Source organism: Streptomyces aureus, assembly GCF_001418135.1.
In the GTDB taxonomy this organism is placed as follows: Bacteria; Actinomycetota; Actinomycetes; order Streptomycetales; family Streptomycetaceae; genus Streptomyces; species Streptomyces aureus_A.
Genome location: NZ_LIPQ01000246.1, coordinates 1 through 14470 on the forward strand (window position 1 = coordinate 1; position 14470 = coordinate 14470).

The window sequence follows — 14470 nt, forward strand, 5'->3', positions numbered from 1 at the left end:
GGAATGCCTGGCCGTCGTTCCGGTGCTGCGGCCGCTTTTGGCGGCGTATTCAACTATTCAGTGGCGGCCTTCAGCAGGATGTCCTCGAACACCTTCGGGTCGTCCGAGCCGATCACCGGCCAGCCGATGCCGTAGGCGCCCTCCCAGTCCACCTCGATGCCGGGGTTGGCGTGGTCGGAGCCGTCGGGCAGGAACAGATGGGGGCTGCAGTCCACCCGGTCGCTCTGGGCGAGCGCGGCCTGGTCCGCGAGCGACCGGCGCGCGCGCCCGTCGTCCAGGGCCTCGGCGAGGGCGTCGACGTCGACGGCGCCGGTCCCGGCGGCCACGTCAAGGATCACCTTGCGGTGGCTGATGCAGCGCGATTCGGCCCAGAAGGCCCGGCGCAGCCCGAGGTCGAGCTGTTCCGAGGCGCGCAGGCTCTGCTCCTTGGCGGCGAGCACCGCCTCCAGCGCGGGCAGGGTCGTCGACGGGTAGAGCCAGTCCTTGGCCTGCCACAGCTGCCAGCCGGCGGCCGGCTCCAGGCTGGCCATCCGGGCGACCTCGCTGTCCGTGCCGGGGCGCGGGCTCGGGGCGTCGTTGAGCAGTTCGAGGGGGAAGGCGCGCAGGTCGAAGGAGACCTGCTCCTCCAGGCCGAGACGGGCCCGGGTGGTGTGCAGCCGGTGGATCGCGATGTGCGCGAAGGAACACCAGATGTCGGAGAAGACGGTGACGACTCCGCGCGGCGGCGTCAGGTCGGCGGTGGTCGGGTCGGACATGGTTCTCCTCGGTTCGTGCGGGGATCTCAGGCGGCGGGGGGCTCGACGGCGTCGAGCGCGGCCTCGAGGTCGAGGTCGGCGTCGGGCAGCCAGGCGGGCAGGGAGGGGATGCGGGCCATCGCCTCGAAGAGCCGCGGTACGGCGGCTTCGCGGACGGTCGGCCCGTGGGCGCTCAGCAGCTTCGCGGGGCGCAGTGCGGCCAGCTCGTGCACCGGCCGGAGGAATTTCGTCTCGTCGACCAGCGCGGTCCACGGGGCTATGGCCCGGTTCAGGACCTCGAAGCCGTGGAAGAATTCCGCCTCTGAAAGGGCGGTGAACTCCTGGCGGATTTCTTCCACGACGGTACCGAAACTGTCGGAGCTGTAGAGCGTTCCATCGGAATGGTCGAACACGGCGAGAGTTCCGGGTGAATCGAAGGTGGGCGGCCGGTGAAAACTGAGCTCGCGGTCGCCGACTTTCACGCGGCTTCCCGGGTTGGCGGTGACGACCCTTTCCTGCGGAATGCCGAACTCTTCCGATATTCGCGTCAGTGATATGGCGTTGGCGAGGACCTTCGCGTTCGGCGCCGCCTCCAGGATCCGGGCGAGGGCGCCGGTGTGGTCGCGGTCGTCGTGGGTGACGACGACCCAGCGCAGATCGGCCGGCTCGATCAGCGACCACAGGGAGTCCAGGAAGCCCTCCCGGTCGACGGGCATGCCGGTGTCCACGAGGATCGGCCGGCCGGACCGGAGGAGGAAGGCGTTCACCGGCTGGTCGCCGAGGCCCGGGATGGGCAGTGCCGAGGGGAGGACGTGGAGGTCCGGCCCGGCGGTGTAGGACGCTTTCATGACACACCTTTCATGACGCACCGTGCGGGCCGTGGCCCCCGGGCGGGGTCCCGGGGGAGCGCCGGCCTCGGTCAGACGAGCTGGATGGTCAGGGAGCCGGCGATGAGCAGGGCGAGGCCCAGGGCGCGCGGCTTCGTGAGGGAGCGCTGGGGGAGCTTGAAGAGGCCCTTGTGGTCGATCAGGGCCGAGGTGAGCTGCTGCCCGGTCACGGTGAGCGCGATGGTCACCGCCGCGCCGATCTCGGGGATGAGCAGGAAGGTCCCGGTGACGTAGGCGGCGGCGCAGGCGCCACCGAGCCAGCCCCACCAGGGCATCTTCTTCAGCGGGGCGATCTTGGGCTTCGGCGTCCTCCGGGTCGCGTACAGCACGAGCAGGACGACGGCGATGGTGAACGTCGCCACGGCGAAGCTGATCACGGCGACGGTGACGGGCTGCTTGAGCTGGGCGCGGAGCTGGGCGTTGACCGCGCCCTGCACGGGCAGCACGGCTCCGGCGACGACACCGAGGGCGAGCCAGCCCGCGCGACCGGCGCTCGACATCCTGGGGGCGCCGGGAGGGGCCGCCGCCTTCATGCCCCGGATGATCACGACGATGCCGGCGAGCACGGCCACGGCGCCGATGACGATCCCGGCGCTCAGGTCCTGCTGCTCGAGACCGAGGAGACCGAAGAGGTCGAGCGCGAGCGAGGCGAACATCTGGCCGGTGACGAAGAGTCCGACGGCGGCGAGGGCGCCGAGCCGTGGGAAGAGCAGGATGCCGCTGGTGATGTAGAGCGGACTGGCGAGTCCGCCGAGCAGCTGCCAGGCCTCGACGTCGGGCAGTTTGCCGAGCGCGCCGAGTGCTCCGGCCGCCACCGCGAGCACGGTCAGCAGACCGGTCGCGACGCCGAGCTGGATGGTCGAGGCGCCGTACGGGGTGCCGACGGCCGAGTTGAGCTGGAGGTTCACCGAGGCCTGGACGGCCAGGAGGCAGCCGACCAGCAGGGCCGCGGCGAGGAGCGCGGTGTGCATCTGGATCTCCCTGGGGCGGGATGGCGAGCGGATAAGTGGACACTGAGTCCGTTTAGCATGCCACGCGGCATGGCAAACGGACAAGGTGTCCACTTAGCCCCGGGGGAAGTAAGGTCTGGTCCATGAGCGACGACGAGCAGCGGGGTCGTGGAGCCGCCTCCGTCCACCGGGTCGGCGGGCTCCTCGGCGATCTTCAGGCCGCGGACGACCAGCCGGTCGCCCCGCGCAGACGCGCGGACGCGGAACGCAACCGTGCCCAGATCCTGGCCGCGGCCGAGCAGCTCTTCGCCCAGCAGGATCCGCGGACGGTCACCATGGACCGGATCGCCAAGGCCGCCGGGGTGGGCCGGGCCACGCTCTACCGGAGCTTCCCCGATCCCTCGTCGGTCGCCGTCGCGCTGCTCGACGAGCACGAGCGCCGGCTCCAGGGGCAGCTCATCTATGGCCCGCCGCCGCTCGGCCCCGGCGCACCCGCGGGGGAGCGGCTGGCGGCGTTCTACCTGGCGATGCTCGATCTCCTGGAACGGCACCTGCCGCTGGCCCTCGGTGCGGAGACCGGCCCCGCGCGCTTCCGGACGGGCGCGTACGGCTTCTGGCGCGTGCATGTCCGCACGCTGCTCGTCGACCACGGGATCCAGGATCCGGACCCGCTGATCGACATCGCTCTCAGCCCGCTGTCACCCGAGCTCTACCAGTTCCAGCGGCACGAACTCGGCCTGTCGACCGAACGTGTCGGCCGCTCCCTCGCCGACTTCGCGCGCCAGCTGCTGCGTTCGGGCGAGTGAGACGGGGCGGCGCGCCCGTCGTGCGCCGCCTCCCGGACGCCCGCGTTTGCTATGCGCCGGGTCGTCGCCCGGCCGGGTGGACCAGGCCGGGGAGGATCAACTTCCAGATGCGGTCGAGCCGTTGCTCGGCGGGACCGTGCAGGGCGCCGCTGTCGGCACTCCTCGGGTCCTCGCTGGGCCAGCACTCGTCGGACGGACCGTTCGGGCAGCGCATCTCCAGCTCGACCCCGGTGATCACGTAGCCGATCAGCGCGGCGACCGCCGGCGCGTCCACGCCGGGACGCAGGGCCTTCTCGGCCTCCGCGTAGCGTGCCAGGCGCGCCACCTCGCGCCGCCAGGGGCAGTCCCGGGAGAACCCCGGGTCGGCTAATTGCAGTTCCCGTGCGAGCCGTTCACCGGCCCGCGCCGTCGGGTCGGTCTCGAAGAGGCGTATCAGCGCGTGCGTGGCGATCACCAGCTTGTCGATCGCGGTGCCGCCGACGCCCTCCGTGGACAGGCACGCCGACTCGACCGTGATCCGGGTGGCCGCGTGGGCCCGCCCGTGGACCGCCGTCGCGAGCTCCGCCTTCGTCGCGAAGTGGAAGACGAGCGCGCCGGTGGTCACGCGGGCCTCGCCGGCGATCCTGGCGAGCGAGGCCCGCTCGTACCCGTGTCTGTCGAACACCCTCGCGGCCGCCGACAGGATTTCCTGTCTCGTTCGTTCCGCCCGCTGCTGAATCGCCATGAGCTCCCCCGTCGGCTTGCGAGAAGGTGCCGGAGCGTGATGTTCCGGACCGCGCCTGTGACCGACTCGAAACTATCCGGCCGGAGGGCCACGAAACGTGTCCTCTCGTCCCACCGGCCGAAAGAGGGGCTTGACGGGCATCTCCACCCCAGGTCGCGGGCGCACACCCGACCCCGGGGGCGTGTGAAGTGTCCGGAACCGGAGCCATGCCCTGTCAGGTGGATTCAGCCGTTCCGGCGGCGACGGGGGTCCGCGCCCGTGAACGGGATACAGCCACACCCGTCAGGCACAGCGCGCCCCCCGCGAGCGTGAGCGGTCCCGGCAGTTCGCCGAGGAACAGCCACGCCATCAGCACCACCAGGGCGGGCACGGCGTACGTCGTGGCGCCCATCCGCCCCGCGGTCGTCCGGGCCAGGGCGTAGGCCCAGGTCGTGAAGGCGAGCGCGGTCGGGAACACCCCCAGATAGACCATGTTCAGGGTCGCCGACAGCGGGGCCCGGCCCGCCTCGTCGACCAGCTGCCCGGCGAACGGCAGACAGGCCGCCGCCCCCACCAGGCACCCGAACGTCGTCACCTGGAGCGCGCTGCCGTGGGCGAGCGCCGGCTTCTGTGCCACGACGCCGCCGGCGTACGCCATCGCCGCGAGGACACAGAGGAGTGCGCCGAGCAGCGAGGCGTGCGCGCCGGAGGAGGCGCGGGACATCGAGAGGCCCACGACCACCGCGCCCGCGAAGGAGACCGCCATGCCCGCGAGCAGCCGCGGCGGCAGGGACTCCTTCAGGAGGCGGGCGCCGAGCAGCGCGATCAGGATCGGTCCGATGTTCACCACCATTGCCGCCGTGCCCGCGTCGACCTCCTGCTCGCCCCAGTTGAGCACCACCATGTACACCCCGAACCAGAGCAGGCCCGAGACCAGGATCCCCGGCCAGGCCGCCCGGGGCGGCAGCCCCTCCCGCCGGATCAGGAGGACGGCTCCCAGGACCAGCGCGCCGGCGAGCAGCCGCCCCAGCGCGAGCGCGCCGGGGGAGTAGGCCTCTCCGGCGCTGCGGATGGAGACGAAGGCGGAGGCCCACAGGACGACCGTGACACCGGCGGCGGCGAGGGCGAGCCGCGAGGATTGTTTCTGCATGGCTCGACCGTAGGGCGCGGACCCTTCGGCGCTCACCGCAATATCCCGGCCGCTGCGAGCCAGCGCCCCTATCGCAGCTCCTCCGGAGTGATGCCCAGGTTGGCGTACAGCGCGCTCTCGCCCCGCCCGGTCACCTTCACGGCCCGCTCGGACCCGATCCGTACGCACCACTCGTCGTCCAGCGCGTGCCGGCACAGCGCGGCGCCCGCGAGCCCCGCGAGGTGCGGCCGGCGCTCGGTCCAGTCGAGGCAGCCGCGCGCGACGGGCCGCCGGCCCCGGCGTACGAGTGGGATGCCCAGCTCGTCGAACCAGGCCAGACCCCGGTCCGTGAGCGCGAACCCGGTGTCCTGGCGCAGCAGCCCGCGGACGGTCATCGCCTCGGTGATCGCGATGCCGAGCCGCCCGGCGAGGTGGTCGTAACAGGTCCGGCCCCGGGCCATCGCCCGTCCGGCGCTCGCGGCGCCCAGTGAGCGGGGCGGCGGCGGCACCGCCGGCTCGGACCGGGCGGCCAGGTCCTCGACGAGATGCGCGACGCCGGGGTCGGCGAGGCGCACGTACCGGTGGCGGCCCTGCCGTTCCTCCGCGAGCACCCCGCCGGTGACGAGCTTCCCGAGGTGCTCGCTGGCGGTGGACGGGGCCACGCCCGCGTGCCGGGCGAGTTCCCCGGAGGTCCAGGCCCGCCCGTCGAGCAGGGCGAGCAGGAACGCGGCGCGGGTCTCGTCCGCGAAGAGCGCCGCGAGCGCGGCGAGGTCACTGGCTGCCATGCTTCCAGCCTCCCGCACTCACGCTTCGGTGGTGGCCGAACCGTCCTGAGGGGCGGAGGACCGTGCCGCGGGCCGTGCCGCGGACTCGTGCACCTGGGCCTCGTACTGGAGTCGCAGTCCGTCGAGCAGCGCGCGCAGGCCCGTGGCGAAGGCTCCCTCGTCGACCTTCTGGCGGTGCTCGGCGAGGCGGTGCGCCTGGCCGAGGTGGGGGTAGTCCGCCGGGTCGTAGGCGGCCTCGTCGTCGACGAAGCCGCGCGCGAAGGAGCCCAGGGCCGAGCCGGTGATGAAGTACCGCATCAGCGCGCCGATGGAGGTGGCCTGGGCCGGTGGCCAGCCCGCGCGGACCATCGCGCCGAAGACGGCGTCCGCGACGCGCAGGCCCGCCGGGCGGCGGCCGGGGCCCTGGGCGAGGACCGGGACGATGTGCGGGTGGTCGGCGAGGGCGGCACGGTAGGAGACGGCCCAGTCGTGCAGCGCCGTCTGCCAGTCGCGGCCGTCGTCCTCCGCGAACATCGACAGGTCGATCTTCGTGCTCACCGCGTCGGCGACGGCGTCGAGGATCTCGTCCTTGGTGCGGAAGTGGTTGTACAGGGAGGGCCCGCTCACCCCGAGTTCGGCCGCGAGCCGCCGGGTCGAGAGCGCGCCGAGGCCCTCCGCGTCGACGAGCGCGCCCGCCGTCTCGACGATCCGGTCTCGGCTGAGCAGGGGCTTGCGCGGTCGGGCCATGGCGCACATAGTAGGCCTGCACCGCAAAAACTAGCAGTGGTAATTAAATGGTCGGGTGAGGTGGGCGCCGCATGAATCTGGAACTCAGCGAGGAGCAGGAAGCCGTACGGCGGCTCGCCGAGGACTTCGTCGCGCGCGAGGTCACCCCGCACGCCGTGGCGTGGGACCGCGCCGAGGAGGTGGACCGGGCGATCGTGAAGAAGCTCGGCTCCGTGGGCTTCCTCGGACTCACCGTCCCGGAGGAGTACGGCGGCTCCGGCGGCGACCACCTCGCGTACTGCCTCGTCACCGAGGAACTCGGCCGCGGCGACTCCTCCGTGCGCGGCATCGTCTCCGTCTCCCTCGGCCTGGTCGCCAAGACCGTCGCCACCTGGGGCAGCGAGGAGCAGAAGCGGGAGTGGCTGCCCCGGCTCGCGTCCGGCGAGGCGCTCGGCTGCTTCGGCCTCACCGAGCCCGGCACCGGATCCGACGCCGGGAACCTCGCCACCCGGGCCGTGCGCGACGGCGACGACTACCTCGTCAGCGGCACCAAGATGTTCATCACCAACGGCACCTGGGCCGAGGTCGTGCTGCTCTTCGCCCGCACCGACGACACCCCCGGCCACAGGGGCGTCTCCGCCTTCCTCGTCCCCACCGACAGCCCCGGAATGACCCGGCGCGCCATCCACGGCAAGCTCGGACTGCGCGGCCAGGCCACCGCCGAACTCGTCCTCGAGGACGTCCGCGTCCCCGCCGCCGCGATGCTCGGCCCCGAGGGCAAGGGATTCACCGTCGCCATGTCCGCCCTCGCCAAGGGCCGGATGTCCGTGGCCGCCGGCTGCGTCGGCATCGCCCAGGCCGCGCTCGACGCGGCCGTCCGGTACGCCGGGGAGCGCGAGCAGTTCGGCAAGCCCATCGCCTCGTACCAGCTCGTACAGGAACTGATCAGCGACATCGCCGTCGACGTGGACGCCGCCCGGCTGCTCACCTGGCGGGTGGCCGACCTGATCGACCGCGGCCAGGACTTCGCGACGGCCGCCTCCAAGGCGAAGCTGTACGCCTCCGAGGCCGCCGTCCGCGCCGCGAACAACGCCCTCCAGGTCTTCGGCGGCTACGGGTACATCGACGAGTACCCGGTCGGCAAGCTCCTCCGGGACGCCCGCGTCATGACCCTGTACGAGGGCACCAGTCAGATCCAGAAGCTCATCATCGGCCGGGCGCTGACGGGGGTCTCGGCGTTCTGACCGCTTCCGGGTCCGTCGGCCCGCGCTTCTGAGTACCTCGCTGAGTACGCGGACGGATGTGGCACCGGCCACATCCGTCCGATGCTGTGCCCATGAGTGACACACCGGTCAAGCAGCAGAACACCGCCGCCTACTACGCCCAGGCCGTCGCCTCCTTCTCGCTCGCCCTCGGGGCCGTGGCCATCGGCATCTACCAGCTGGAGGCGAGCGCCTGGGTCCGCGCCTTCCTCGCCGTCGCGGTCCTCTACCTCACCACCTCGTCCTTCACGCTCGCCAAGGTCGTCCGCGACCGCCAGGAGGCCGGGCAGATCGTCAGCCGGGTCGATCAGGCCCGTCTGGAGAAGCTGCTCGCCGAGCACGACCCCTTCCAGAAGCTCTGACCGCCCGGCGGGCGCCGGGCGGCCACTCTCCGCCTCTAAGCGCTTGCTCACCCTCGTTGGTATGGTGAGCGTCCTGACGGGGTCCGAGAGGGAGTGTGGGATGAGCGCGGCGGAGGAGACGCCCGGGGGCGAGGACATGCCCTGGGGCGAGGTCACGCCCGAGGCGGCCCGGCGACTGCTGGTGGCCGCCGTCGAGGCGTTCGCCGAGCGCGGCTACCACGCCACCACCACCCGGGACATCGCCGGCCGCGCGGGGATGAGCCCGGCCGCGCTCTACATCCACTACAAGACCAAGGAAGAGCTGCTCCACCGGATCAGCCGCATCGGTCACGACAAGGCGCTGGAGATCCTCCGGGCCGCGGCCGCCGGCGACGGCACGGCCGCCGAGCGTCTCGCCGACGCCGTGCGCTCCTTCGTCCGCTGGCACGCCGAGCGCCACACCACCGCGCGGGTCGTCCAGTACGAGCTCGACGCCCTCGGCCCCGAGCACCGGGCCGAGATCGTGGAGCTGCGCCGCCGGTCCGACGCGACGGTGCGCGGCATCATCGACGAGGGCGTCGCGGCGGGCGAGTTCGAGGTGCCGGACGTCGCCGGCACCACGGTCGCCGTGCTCTCGCTCTGCATCGACGTCTCGCGCTGGTTCAACGTCCAGGGGCGCCGGTCGCCCGACGAGGTCGGCGCGCTCTACGCCGACCTCGTCCTCAGGATGGTCGGCGCTCAGAAGTAGTAGCGGGAGACCGACTCGGCGACGCAGACCGGCTTCTCGGAGCCCTCGCGCTCCACCGTCACGGCCGCCGTCACCTGCACACCGCCGCCGGCCTCCTCGACCTTCGTCAGGACGGCCGTGGCGCGCAGTCGCGAGCCGACCGGTACGGGCGCGGGGAAACGCACCTTCTCCGTGCCGTAGTTGAGGCCCATCTTCATGCCCTCGACCCGCAGCACCTGCGGAACGAACAGCGGGAGCAGCGACAGGGTCAGGTAACCGTGCGCGATGGTCGTGCCGAACGGGCCGGTGGCGGCGCGCTCCGGGTCCACGTGGATCCACTGGTGGTCCCCGGTCGCCTCGGCGAAGAGGTCGATCCGCTTCTGGTCGATCTCCACCCAGTCGCTGTGCCCCAGCTGTTCGCCGACCCCCGCGCGCAGCTCCTCGGCGGAGGTGAAGATCCTCGGCTCGGCCATGTTCCTGTTCCCTTCTGGTCCGGCATGCCCCACCTGGTAACGGCATACCCAACGGTCGGTATCTAAGCGCTTGCTCAGCATGTGGGGTGAGTGGTCCGCTGTCAACGGACCAGTAGGGTCGCGGGGTGCCGCAGATTCCAGAGAAGATCCACGAGCTCACCGTCGGCCAGCTCTCCGCCCGTAGCGGGGCCGCCGTCTCCGCCCTCCACTTCTACGAGGCGAAGGGGCTCATCAGCAGCCGCCGTACCACCGGCAACCAGCGCCGTTACGGCCGCGACACCCTGCGTCGGGTCGCCTTCGTCCGCGCCGCGCAGCGCGTGGGGATCCCGCTGGCGACGATCCGTCAGGCCCTCGCCCAGCTCCCGGAGGAGCGCACGCCCACGAACGAGGACTGGGCCCGGCTCTCGGCGGCCTGGCGCACCGAGCTGGACGAGCGCATCAAACAGCTCGGCAGGCTCCGCGACCACCTGACGGACTGCATCGGGTGCGGCTGTCTCTCCCTGGAGACCTGCGTGCTGTCCAACCCCGACGACGCCTTCGGCGAGCGGATGGCGGGCTCCCGCCTGCTGCCAGTGCGCAACCCCGCCCCGGGCGCCGACCAGGGCTAGGTCGCGTCCGGATCCCGCCCGGCCCGGCGACGCCTGGGGGCGGGCAGCCGATCGGGCCGGGCCCGCGGCGTGATCGGCGACAGCGCCTGTCAGCCCGCGAGGGCCGCGGCGACCAGCTCCGCGTTGGAGCGCGCCCGCGTGCCGTCCGGCAGCAGCACGGTGTCCTCGAGACCGATCCTGGCGACGAGGCCCAGCCGCCGGGCGATTCGCAGCACCGGCCAGGCGCCGGCGTCCTCACCGTGCAGCAACACGGGGACACCGGGCGGCAGGGCCGGCCCGGACCGGAAGGGCAGCCCGGACAGGAAGGAGCGCGAGGCTTCCTCCGCCCCGCTCCCGGCCGACGGATTCGCGGCCTTCACGAGGACCCGCCGCACGCGGGGTGCGAGCGGCGAGCGGGCGAAGCGCTCATGTCCGTCCGTACGGGCCCACAGCCCGGCCTCGACCGCGATCCCGCGCTCCAGGAGCGCCGCCGCCACCTCCTCCGCCCGCGGCTCGTGCCAGTCGACCGACACCAGGTCGGGCAGCACCGCCCAGGACCGGATCCGCTCCACCCGCCGCCCCGCGTCGGGCTCGGCGCCCGCGGCGGTCGTGACCCGCACCTCCCTGCCCACCGCCGCCCGGACCGAGCTCAGGACGGGTCCGAGCACCCGGGGCGAGAGCGACGTGCCCCCGCACGGCGTCCGGGGATGCACCCGCACCTCCCCGGCGCCCGCCGCCACCGCCCGCGCCGCGGACTCCGCGAGCGACTCGGGCGACATCGGCACCGCCGCCGAATCCCCGGGCCCCCGTGCGCCGTTGAGACAGACCTGGAGCACCGGATCCCCCGGTGGAACATGTGGCACGTCGGGTCCCTGCGGACTCACGCCGCCGAGGCCAGCGAGCGGCTCCGCTCCCCACGCGCGCGGGCCAGCGCCCCCGAGGTGAGGACCGCGCGCGGCACACCCACCCCGCAGTCCCCGCAGACCGGGCCGAGCGACGGCTCGTACGTGTCGCCGGGACCGGCCCATTCGATGCGCGGCCCCGCGCACACCGGGCACCGCTCGCCCGGGCCGCTCTCCAGGGCCTTGATCAGCCGCCGCAGCACCTCGGGCAGCGGGTCCGACGGGTGCACGGCCGGATCGCCGCACCGCACCACGCCGTTGCCGCCCCAGACCCGCCGGTGCCAGTCGTCGAGGGCGCCGAGCCTGCGCAGCCCCTCCTGCTTCTCGCGCCGCCGCCGGGCGGCGAACTCCTCCTCGTACGCGAGCCACACGGCCCGCGCCTCCTCCAGCTCGTCGAGCGCGGCGATCAGCCGCCCGGGGTCGAGCTCCCGGTCCTCGGGTCCGAACCTGTGCCTGCGGCACAGGTGGTCCCACGTAGCCCGGTGCCCGTACGGCGCGAACCGCTCCAGACACTTGCGCAGCGAGTACCTGCGCAGCGCCGTGTCGCACCCCGGATCGCGCACCTGTCTCGCGAGACTCCGGAAACCGGCCATCTCCCGCCACCTCCGTCGCTGGTCATTCCGCGATATCAGAGGGACGAACGAGCGCCCCGTCGTGTTCCATCGAAAATCGGATGGCAGCCATCAGTGCGGGCCGAGGGGCCCCCGGGGAAGGGCGGAACGACGGAGTCCGGTGAGGCGACGACGAGGTCCGAAGGAGGCCCGGGGAAGGCCCGCACCCCCTTCTACCTGCCCGTCCGCGCCGCCGACACCACCACCCGGGCCAGCTCCGCGCGGCAGATGTCGCTGTGGGAGCGGACCACGTCCGCCGTGTCGACACTCACGCACCCCGAGGCCGGCACTCCCTCGCGCAGCACCGTCGCCAGCGGCCGTACCACCGTCCCGGGCACGGCCTGGACGCCGTCGTGCCCGATCGCCGCCCAGCGCGGGTCGTCCGAACCGAGCAGACCGGCGGCCCGGGTCAGCGACGCCGAGTCGCCCGCGAGCCGGGACGCCAGCGGGTAGAACACACCGAGCGCCGTGTCGTGCCGCGAGTAGCAGGCCACCACCGGCCCCCGGACCCGGTTCTGCAGGTCACGCAGCGCGCCCGAGCGCCCGGAGTCGTGCGGCAGCCGGTCGGCGAACGCGTAGTGCGAGAAGGCGCCCTGGAGGAGGGTCACGGAGGCGACCGGGCGGGCCCCCGACGGCAGCCCCTTCAGCGCGTGGGCGACGAGCCGCGCGCCCATGCTGTGGCCGACCAGGTGGACGCGGAGACGGGGGGCTGCGCGGGCGACCTCGCCGAGCAGCGGACCGAGGCCGAACTCGCCGACGTGCCCGGCCCGCTTCTTCATCACGTAGTACGTGGCCTGTCGCAGGACCTCCCGGGCCCCCTTCCAGTACCGCCTGAGTCCCTCGCCGAAGCCCTCCCCGAAGCCCTCCGCAGGGCCGGAGCCGTGCCCGGACCCCTGCCCGTCACCACGCCCGAGGTCCTCCCTCCGGACGGCATCCGCCTCCAGTGCCTCGGTGAACAGGGCGCACACCTCCACCGGGTCCGCTACCAGGAACTCCGGCACCGGCTCCCGGGGCCCTGCGGCGCCCGCCCGGCCGCCCTCACCGGCGGCCACGTCCGTCAGCTCCCGCAGCAGCGCGCCGAACTCGGCGAACGCCGCCTCGTCCGCCGGTGCCGTCACGAGGAGTTCGGTGAGCCGGTCGAGGACCGGTTCCTTCTCCGGAAGGACGGTCACGAGGGCCCGGTAGTCGGGGACCGGCTCGCCGGTGAACATCATCGACGGCCAGATCACGCCCGCGTACCCGGCCTCGACGCCGGGGGCGAGCAGGCCGGGGAAGGGCTCGAAAAAATCGGAGCAGAGCCGGGTGGCGCCGGCCGGGGAGCTGTTCCACCCGTGGGCGAACACCACCAGGTCGGTGACGCCCTGCCGGGCCAGTGCGGCGAGGGCCGCGGGCTGCCCCGCCGGCCCGTCGCCCTCCTTGTCGAAGGTGATCTCCCGGTACGGTTCCACACTCATCCCGGTCACGGCCGACCCGTCCCTCTCCGTCGAGGTGGCCGTCGCACCCGGACGCGCCAAGCGCGGGCGGCGGCTCCAGGGCCAGCATGCCCGCGCGTGGCCCCGGCCAGACCTCGACCGGGAGGCGTACCTTTTCGGACGGACCGTGGCCGATCCCCGTACCGTCACGGCCGGCCCACCCGTACCTCCGGCCTCAGCGGACGCGCGCCGCCGTGATCCGGGGGAAGTGGATCAGCAGGTCGTACGTGGCGGAGAGGCGCGCCTGGTGCACGGCGTCCGGCCAGGGGTACGCCGTTCCGATGCCCCGGGTCGCCCGGGGGGTGGCGAGCCAGTCGCGCGCGGCCGGTGTCGCGCGCCGCAGGTCCAGGTAGAACGCGGCGGGCGACACCCGGTCCAGGGTGTGGGCGTTGCTGTCCGGGCCGAGCGTGCCGACGGTGAAGGGCCGCAGCGGCTCGCCGGGGGCCTCGGTGTCGTGCGCGTTGAACGACCCCTGCCCGAAGGAGGCGCCGACGCTCACGTAGTCCCGGCCGAGCGCGTCCCGCAGGAAGGCCCCCTGGAGCCGCGGGTACTGGTCGGGCTTCGGGGTCTCGTAGCCGACGTGCCCGTTGTGGGCGGAGAGCACGATCCGGTCGCCGGTCTGCCGCTGCCACCACACGGTGTTCTCGGCCATGACCCGGTCCCGGTAGAGCATGGCCTGGGCGATCCCCGCGTCCGTGAACATGTCGTGGGCGTACTCGGTACCGACCTGGGCGATGGCCCGGGCGTGCTGCACCGCCCACTGGGCCGCCTCACGCGCGCGGGGGTCCTTCGCGGGCCGCTGCCGCTCCAGGAGGGTGAGCGCCGTGTTCACGTCGGCGGCCATCCGCTGCCGCTCGGGGCGCGGCTTGGCCATGTACCCCTTCATCCACGCCTCGACCCCGCCCGTGGGGCGCGAGCTGCGGTACAGCTCCTCGAAGCGGGGGAGGAGCGCGGGACGGGTGCGGGCCACGTACGAGGTCACGCGGTCGAAGAGGTCCGCGCCCGCGTAGCCGAGGTCGTTGCCCATGAAGCGGACCTGGTGGCCGGGGTGGAGCTGGTTGTGCCGCCGCATCCAGCGGAAGAGGTCGAGGTACTCCTCGGTGTTCCAGAGGCGGTACGACTCCTGGAACTCGTCCCGCATGATCGCCCGGATGTCGCCGCGGCCGGTGCGCACCCACTCGTCGACGAGCAGCCCGGTGGACCAGTTGGCCTCCAGGGAGAAGGTGGTGAAGCCCTTGCGCTCCACGAGGTGCTCGAAGATCCGGTGCTTGGCGGTGAAGAACTCGGCCGAGCTGTGGGTGGCCTCGCCGATGCCGACGACCTTGGCCGAGCCGATCATCCGGTCGAGCGGCCGGAGATCGGTGAAAGGCTGCGCGGTGCGGGCGAGTTCGCGCGC

The 14470-nt window shown here is 73.0% G+C and carries 17 protein-coding genes; 5 read left to right on the forward strand and 12 right to left on the reverse strand.

Going from position 1 to position 14470, the window contains the following annotated elements; genetic code table 11:
* Window positions 1-53: 53 nt before the first annotated feature.
* The 3 genes from AOK00_RS20785 to AOK00_RS20795 all read right to left on the reverse strand — a co-directional run bounded on the left by AOK00_RS20785 (window position 54) and on the right by AOK00_RS20795 (window position 2592).
* Window positions 54-755 carry a DsbA family oxidoreductase gene (locus AOK00_RS20785; RefSeq protein ID WP_055601801.1) on the reverse strand — a complete coding sequence of 234 codons (702 nt, stop codon included), beginning with the start codon at window positions 753-755 and terminating at the stop codon, window positions 54-56.
* A gap of 26 nt (window positions 756-781) precedes the next feature.
* Window positions 782-1582: an MBL fold metallo-hydrolase gene (locus tag AOK00_RS20790; protein WP_055601802.1), complete on the reverse strand. Its 801-nt coding sequence runs from the start codon at window positions 1580-1582 to the stop codon at window positions 782-784.
* 71 nt (window positions 1583-1653) lie between these two features.
* Window positions 1654-2592 carry a DMT family transporter gene (locus AOK00_RS20795; RefSeq protein WP_055601803.1) on the reverse strand — a complete coding sequence of 313 codons (939 nt, stop codon included), beginning with the start codon at window positions 2590-2592 and terminating at the stop codon, window positions 1654-1656.
* 122 nt (window positions 2593-2714) lie between these two features.
* Here AOK00_RS20795 and AOK00_RS20800 point away from each other — a divergent pair, with 122 nt between their 5' ends.
* Window positions 2715-3377, forward strand: coding sequence for a TetR/AcrR family transcriptional regulator (locus AOK00_RS20800; RefSeq protein ID WP_055601804.1), 663 nt, complete (start codon window positions 2715-2717; stop codon window positions 3375-3377).
* 49 nt (window positions 3378-3426) lie between these two features.
* On the opposite strand, the gene AOK00_RS20805 is transcribed toward AOK00_RS20800, so the two are convergent.
* The 4 genes from AOK00_RS20805 to AOK00_RS20820 form a co-directional block, all read right to left on the reverse strand.
* Window positions 3427-4101, reverse strand: a complete 675-nt coding sequence (locus tag AOK00_RS20805; RefSeq protein ID WP_055601805.1) for a TetR family transcriptional regulator — start codon at window positions 4099-4101, stop codon at window positions 3427-3429.
* A 214-nt stretch (window positions 4102-4315) separates the two neighbouring features.
* Window positions 4316-5230, reverse strand: a complete 915-nt coding sequence (locus tag AOK00_RS20810; protein ID WP_055601806.1) for a DMT family transporter — start codon at window positions 5228-5230, stop codon at window positions 4316-4318.
* Window positions 5231-5298: 68 nt separating this feature from the next.
* Complete coding sequence (locus AOK00_RS20815; RefSeq protein ID WP_055601807.1) at window positions 5299-5994, reverse strand: ArsR/SmtB family transcription factor; 696 nt, start codon at window positions 5992-5994, stop codon at window positions 5299-5301.
* Window positions 5995-6012: 18 nt separating this feature from the next.
* Window positions 6013-6720, reverse strand: coding sequence for a TetR/AcrR family transcriptional regulator (locus AOK00_RS20820; RefSeq protein WP_055601817.1), 708 nt, complete (start codon window positions 6718-6720; stop codon window positions 6013-6015).
* Between the two features lie 71 nt (window positions 6721-6791).
* Between AOK00_RS20820 and AOK00_RS20825 the strand changes: the two genes are divergently transcribed.
* The 3 genes from AOK00_RS20825 to AOK00_RS20835 all read left to right on the forward strand — a co-directional run bounded on the left by AOK00_RS20825 (window position 6792) and on the right by AOK00_RS20835 (window position 9050).
* Window positions 6792-7943 (forward strand): acyl-CoA dehydrogenase family protein, encoded by a 1152-nt coding sequence (locus tag AOK00_RS20825; RefSeq protein WP_055601808.1) that lies wholly within the window; start codon window positions 6792-6794, stop codon window positions 7941-7943.
* Between the two features lie 92 nt (window positions 7944-8035).
* On the forward strand, window positions 8036-8323 hold the full coding sequence (locus AOK00_RS20830) for a YiaA/YiaB family inner membrane protein (RefSeq protein WP_055601809.1): 288 nt from the start codon (window positions 8036-8038) through the stop codon (window positions 8321-8323).
* Between the two features lie 100 nt (window positions 8324-8423).
* Window positions 8424-9050, forward strand: coding sequence for a TetR/AcrR family transcriptional regulator (locus AOK00_RS20835; protein WP_055601810.1), 627 nt, complete (start codon window positions 8424-8426; stop codon window positions 9048-9050).
* On the opposite strand, the gene AOK00_RS20840 is transcribed toward AOK00_RS20835, so the two are convergent.
* A complete protein-coding gene (locus tag AOK00_RS20840; protein ID WP_055601811.1) occupies window positions 9041-9502 on the reverse strand; it encodes a MaoC family dehydratase in 462 nt (153 codons plus the stop codon). The two genes, AOK00_RS20835 and AOK00_RS20840, sit on opposite strands and share 10 nt — an antisense overlap.
* A 125-nt stretch (window positions 9503-9627) precedes the next feature.
* Between AOK00_RS20840 and soxR the strand changes: the two genes are divergently transcribed.
* Window positions 9628-10110: a redox-sensitive transcriptional activator SoxR gene (gene soxR, locus AOK00_RS20845; protein WP_055601812.1), complete on the forward strand. Its 483-nt coding sequence runs from the start codon at window positions 9628-9630 to the stop codon at window positions 10108-10110.
* 89 nt (window positions 10111-10199) lie between these two features.
* Here the strand turns inward: soxR and AOK00_RS20850 are convergent, their stop codons facing one another.
* The 4 genes from AOK00_RS20850 to AOK00_RS20865 all read right to left on the reverse strand — a co-directional run.
* Window positions 10200-10925 carry a 3-keto-5-aminohexanoate cleavage protein gene (locus AOK00_RS20850; RefSeq protein ID WP_055601813.1) on the reverse strand — a complete coding sequence of 242 codons (726 nt, stop codon included), beginning with the start codon at window positions 10923-10925 and terminating at the stop codon, window positions 10200-10202.
* A 44-nt stretch (window positions 10926-10969) separates the two neighbouring features.
* Window positions 10970-11584: a hypothetical protein gene (locus AOK00_RS20855; RefSeq protein ID WP_055601814.1), complete on the reverse strand. Its 615-nt coding sequence runs from the start codon at window positions 11582-11584 to the stop codon at window positions 10970-10972.
* A 191-nt stretch (window positions 11585-11775) separates the two neighbouring features.
* Window positions 11776-13056 carry an alpha/beta hydrolase gene (locus AOK00_RS20860; RefSeq protein WP_173861603.1) on the reverse strand — a complete coding sequence of 427 codons (1281 nt, stop codon included), beginning with the start codon at window positions 13054-13056 and terminating at the stop codon, window positions 11776-11778.
* 193 nt (window positions 13057-13249) lie between these two features.
* Window positions 13250-14470, reverse strand: a 1221-nt coding sequence (locus AOK00_RS20865; RefSeq protein WP_055601816.1) for an erythromycin esterase family protein, incomplete at its 5' end; no start/stop codon positions are given.

Excerpts from the sequence above, each read along its gene's own strand:
- AOK00_RS20785 (WP_055601801.1), bottom strand. The coding sequence starts at position 755 with ATGTCCGACCCGACCACCGCCGACCTGACGCCGCCGCGCGGAGTCGTC.
- AOK00_RS20790 (WP_055601802.1), bottom strand. The coding sequence starts at position 1,582 with ATGAAAGCGTCCTACACCGCCGGGCCGGACCTCCACGTCCTCCCCTCG.
- AOK00_RS20825 (WP_055601808.1), top strand. The coding sequence starts at position 6,792 with ATGAATCTGGAACTCAGCGAGGAGCAGGAAGCCGTACGGCGGCTCGCC.
- AOK00_RS20815 (WP_055601807.1), bottom strand. The coding sequence starts at position 5,994 with ATGGCAGCCAGTGACCTCGCCGCGCTCGCGGCGCTCTTCGCGGACGAG.
- AOK00_RS20835 (WP_055601810.1), top strand. The coding sequence starts at position 8,424 with ATGAGCGCGGCGGAGGAGACGCCCGGGGGCGAGGACATGCCCTGGGGC.
- AOK00_RS20820 (WP_055601817.1), bottom strand. The coding sequence starts at position 6,720 with ATGGCCCGACCGCGCAAGCCCCTGCTCAGCCGAGACCGGATCGTCGAG.
- AOK00_RS20810 (WP_055601806.1), bottom strand. The coding sequence starts at position 5,230 with ATGCAGAAACAATCCTCGCGGCTCGCCCTCGCCGCCGCCGGTGTCACG.
- AOK00_RS20805 (WP_055601805.1), bottom strand. The coding sequence starts at position 4,101 with ATGGCGATTCAGCAGCGGGCGGAACGAACGAGACAGGAAATCCTGTCG.
- AOK00_RS20860 (WP_173861603.1), bottom strand. The coding sequence starts at position 13,056 with ATGAGTGTGGAACCGTACCGGGAGATCACCTTCGACAAGGAGGGCGAC.
- AOK00_RS20840 (WP_055601811.1), bottom strand. The coding sequence starts at position 9,502 with ATGGCCGAGCCGAGGATCTTCACCTCCGCCGAGGAGCTGCGCGCGGGG.
- AOK00_RS20800 (WP_055601804.1), top strand. The coding sequence starts at position 2,715 with ATGAGCGACGACGAGCAGCGGGGTCGTGGAGCCGCCTCCGTCCACCGG.
- AOK00_RS20830 (WP_055601809.1), top strand. The coding sequence starts at position 8,036 with ATGAGTGACACACCGGTCAAGCAGCAGAACACCGCCGCCTACTACGCC.
- AOK00_RS20795 (WP_055601803.1), bottom strand. The coding sequence starts at position 2,592 with ATGCACACCGCGCTCCTCGCCGCGGCCCTGCTGGTCGGCTGCCTCCTG.
- AOK00_RS20855 (WP_055601814.1), bottom strand. The coding sequence starts at position 11,584 with ATGGCCGGTTTCCGGAGTCTCGCGAGACAGGTGCGCGATCCGGGGTGC.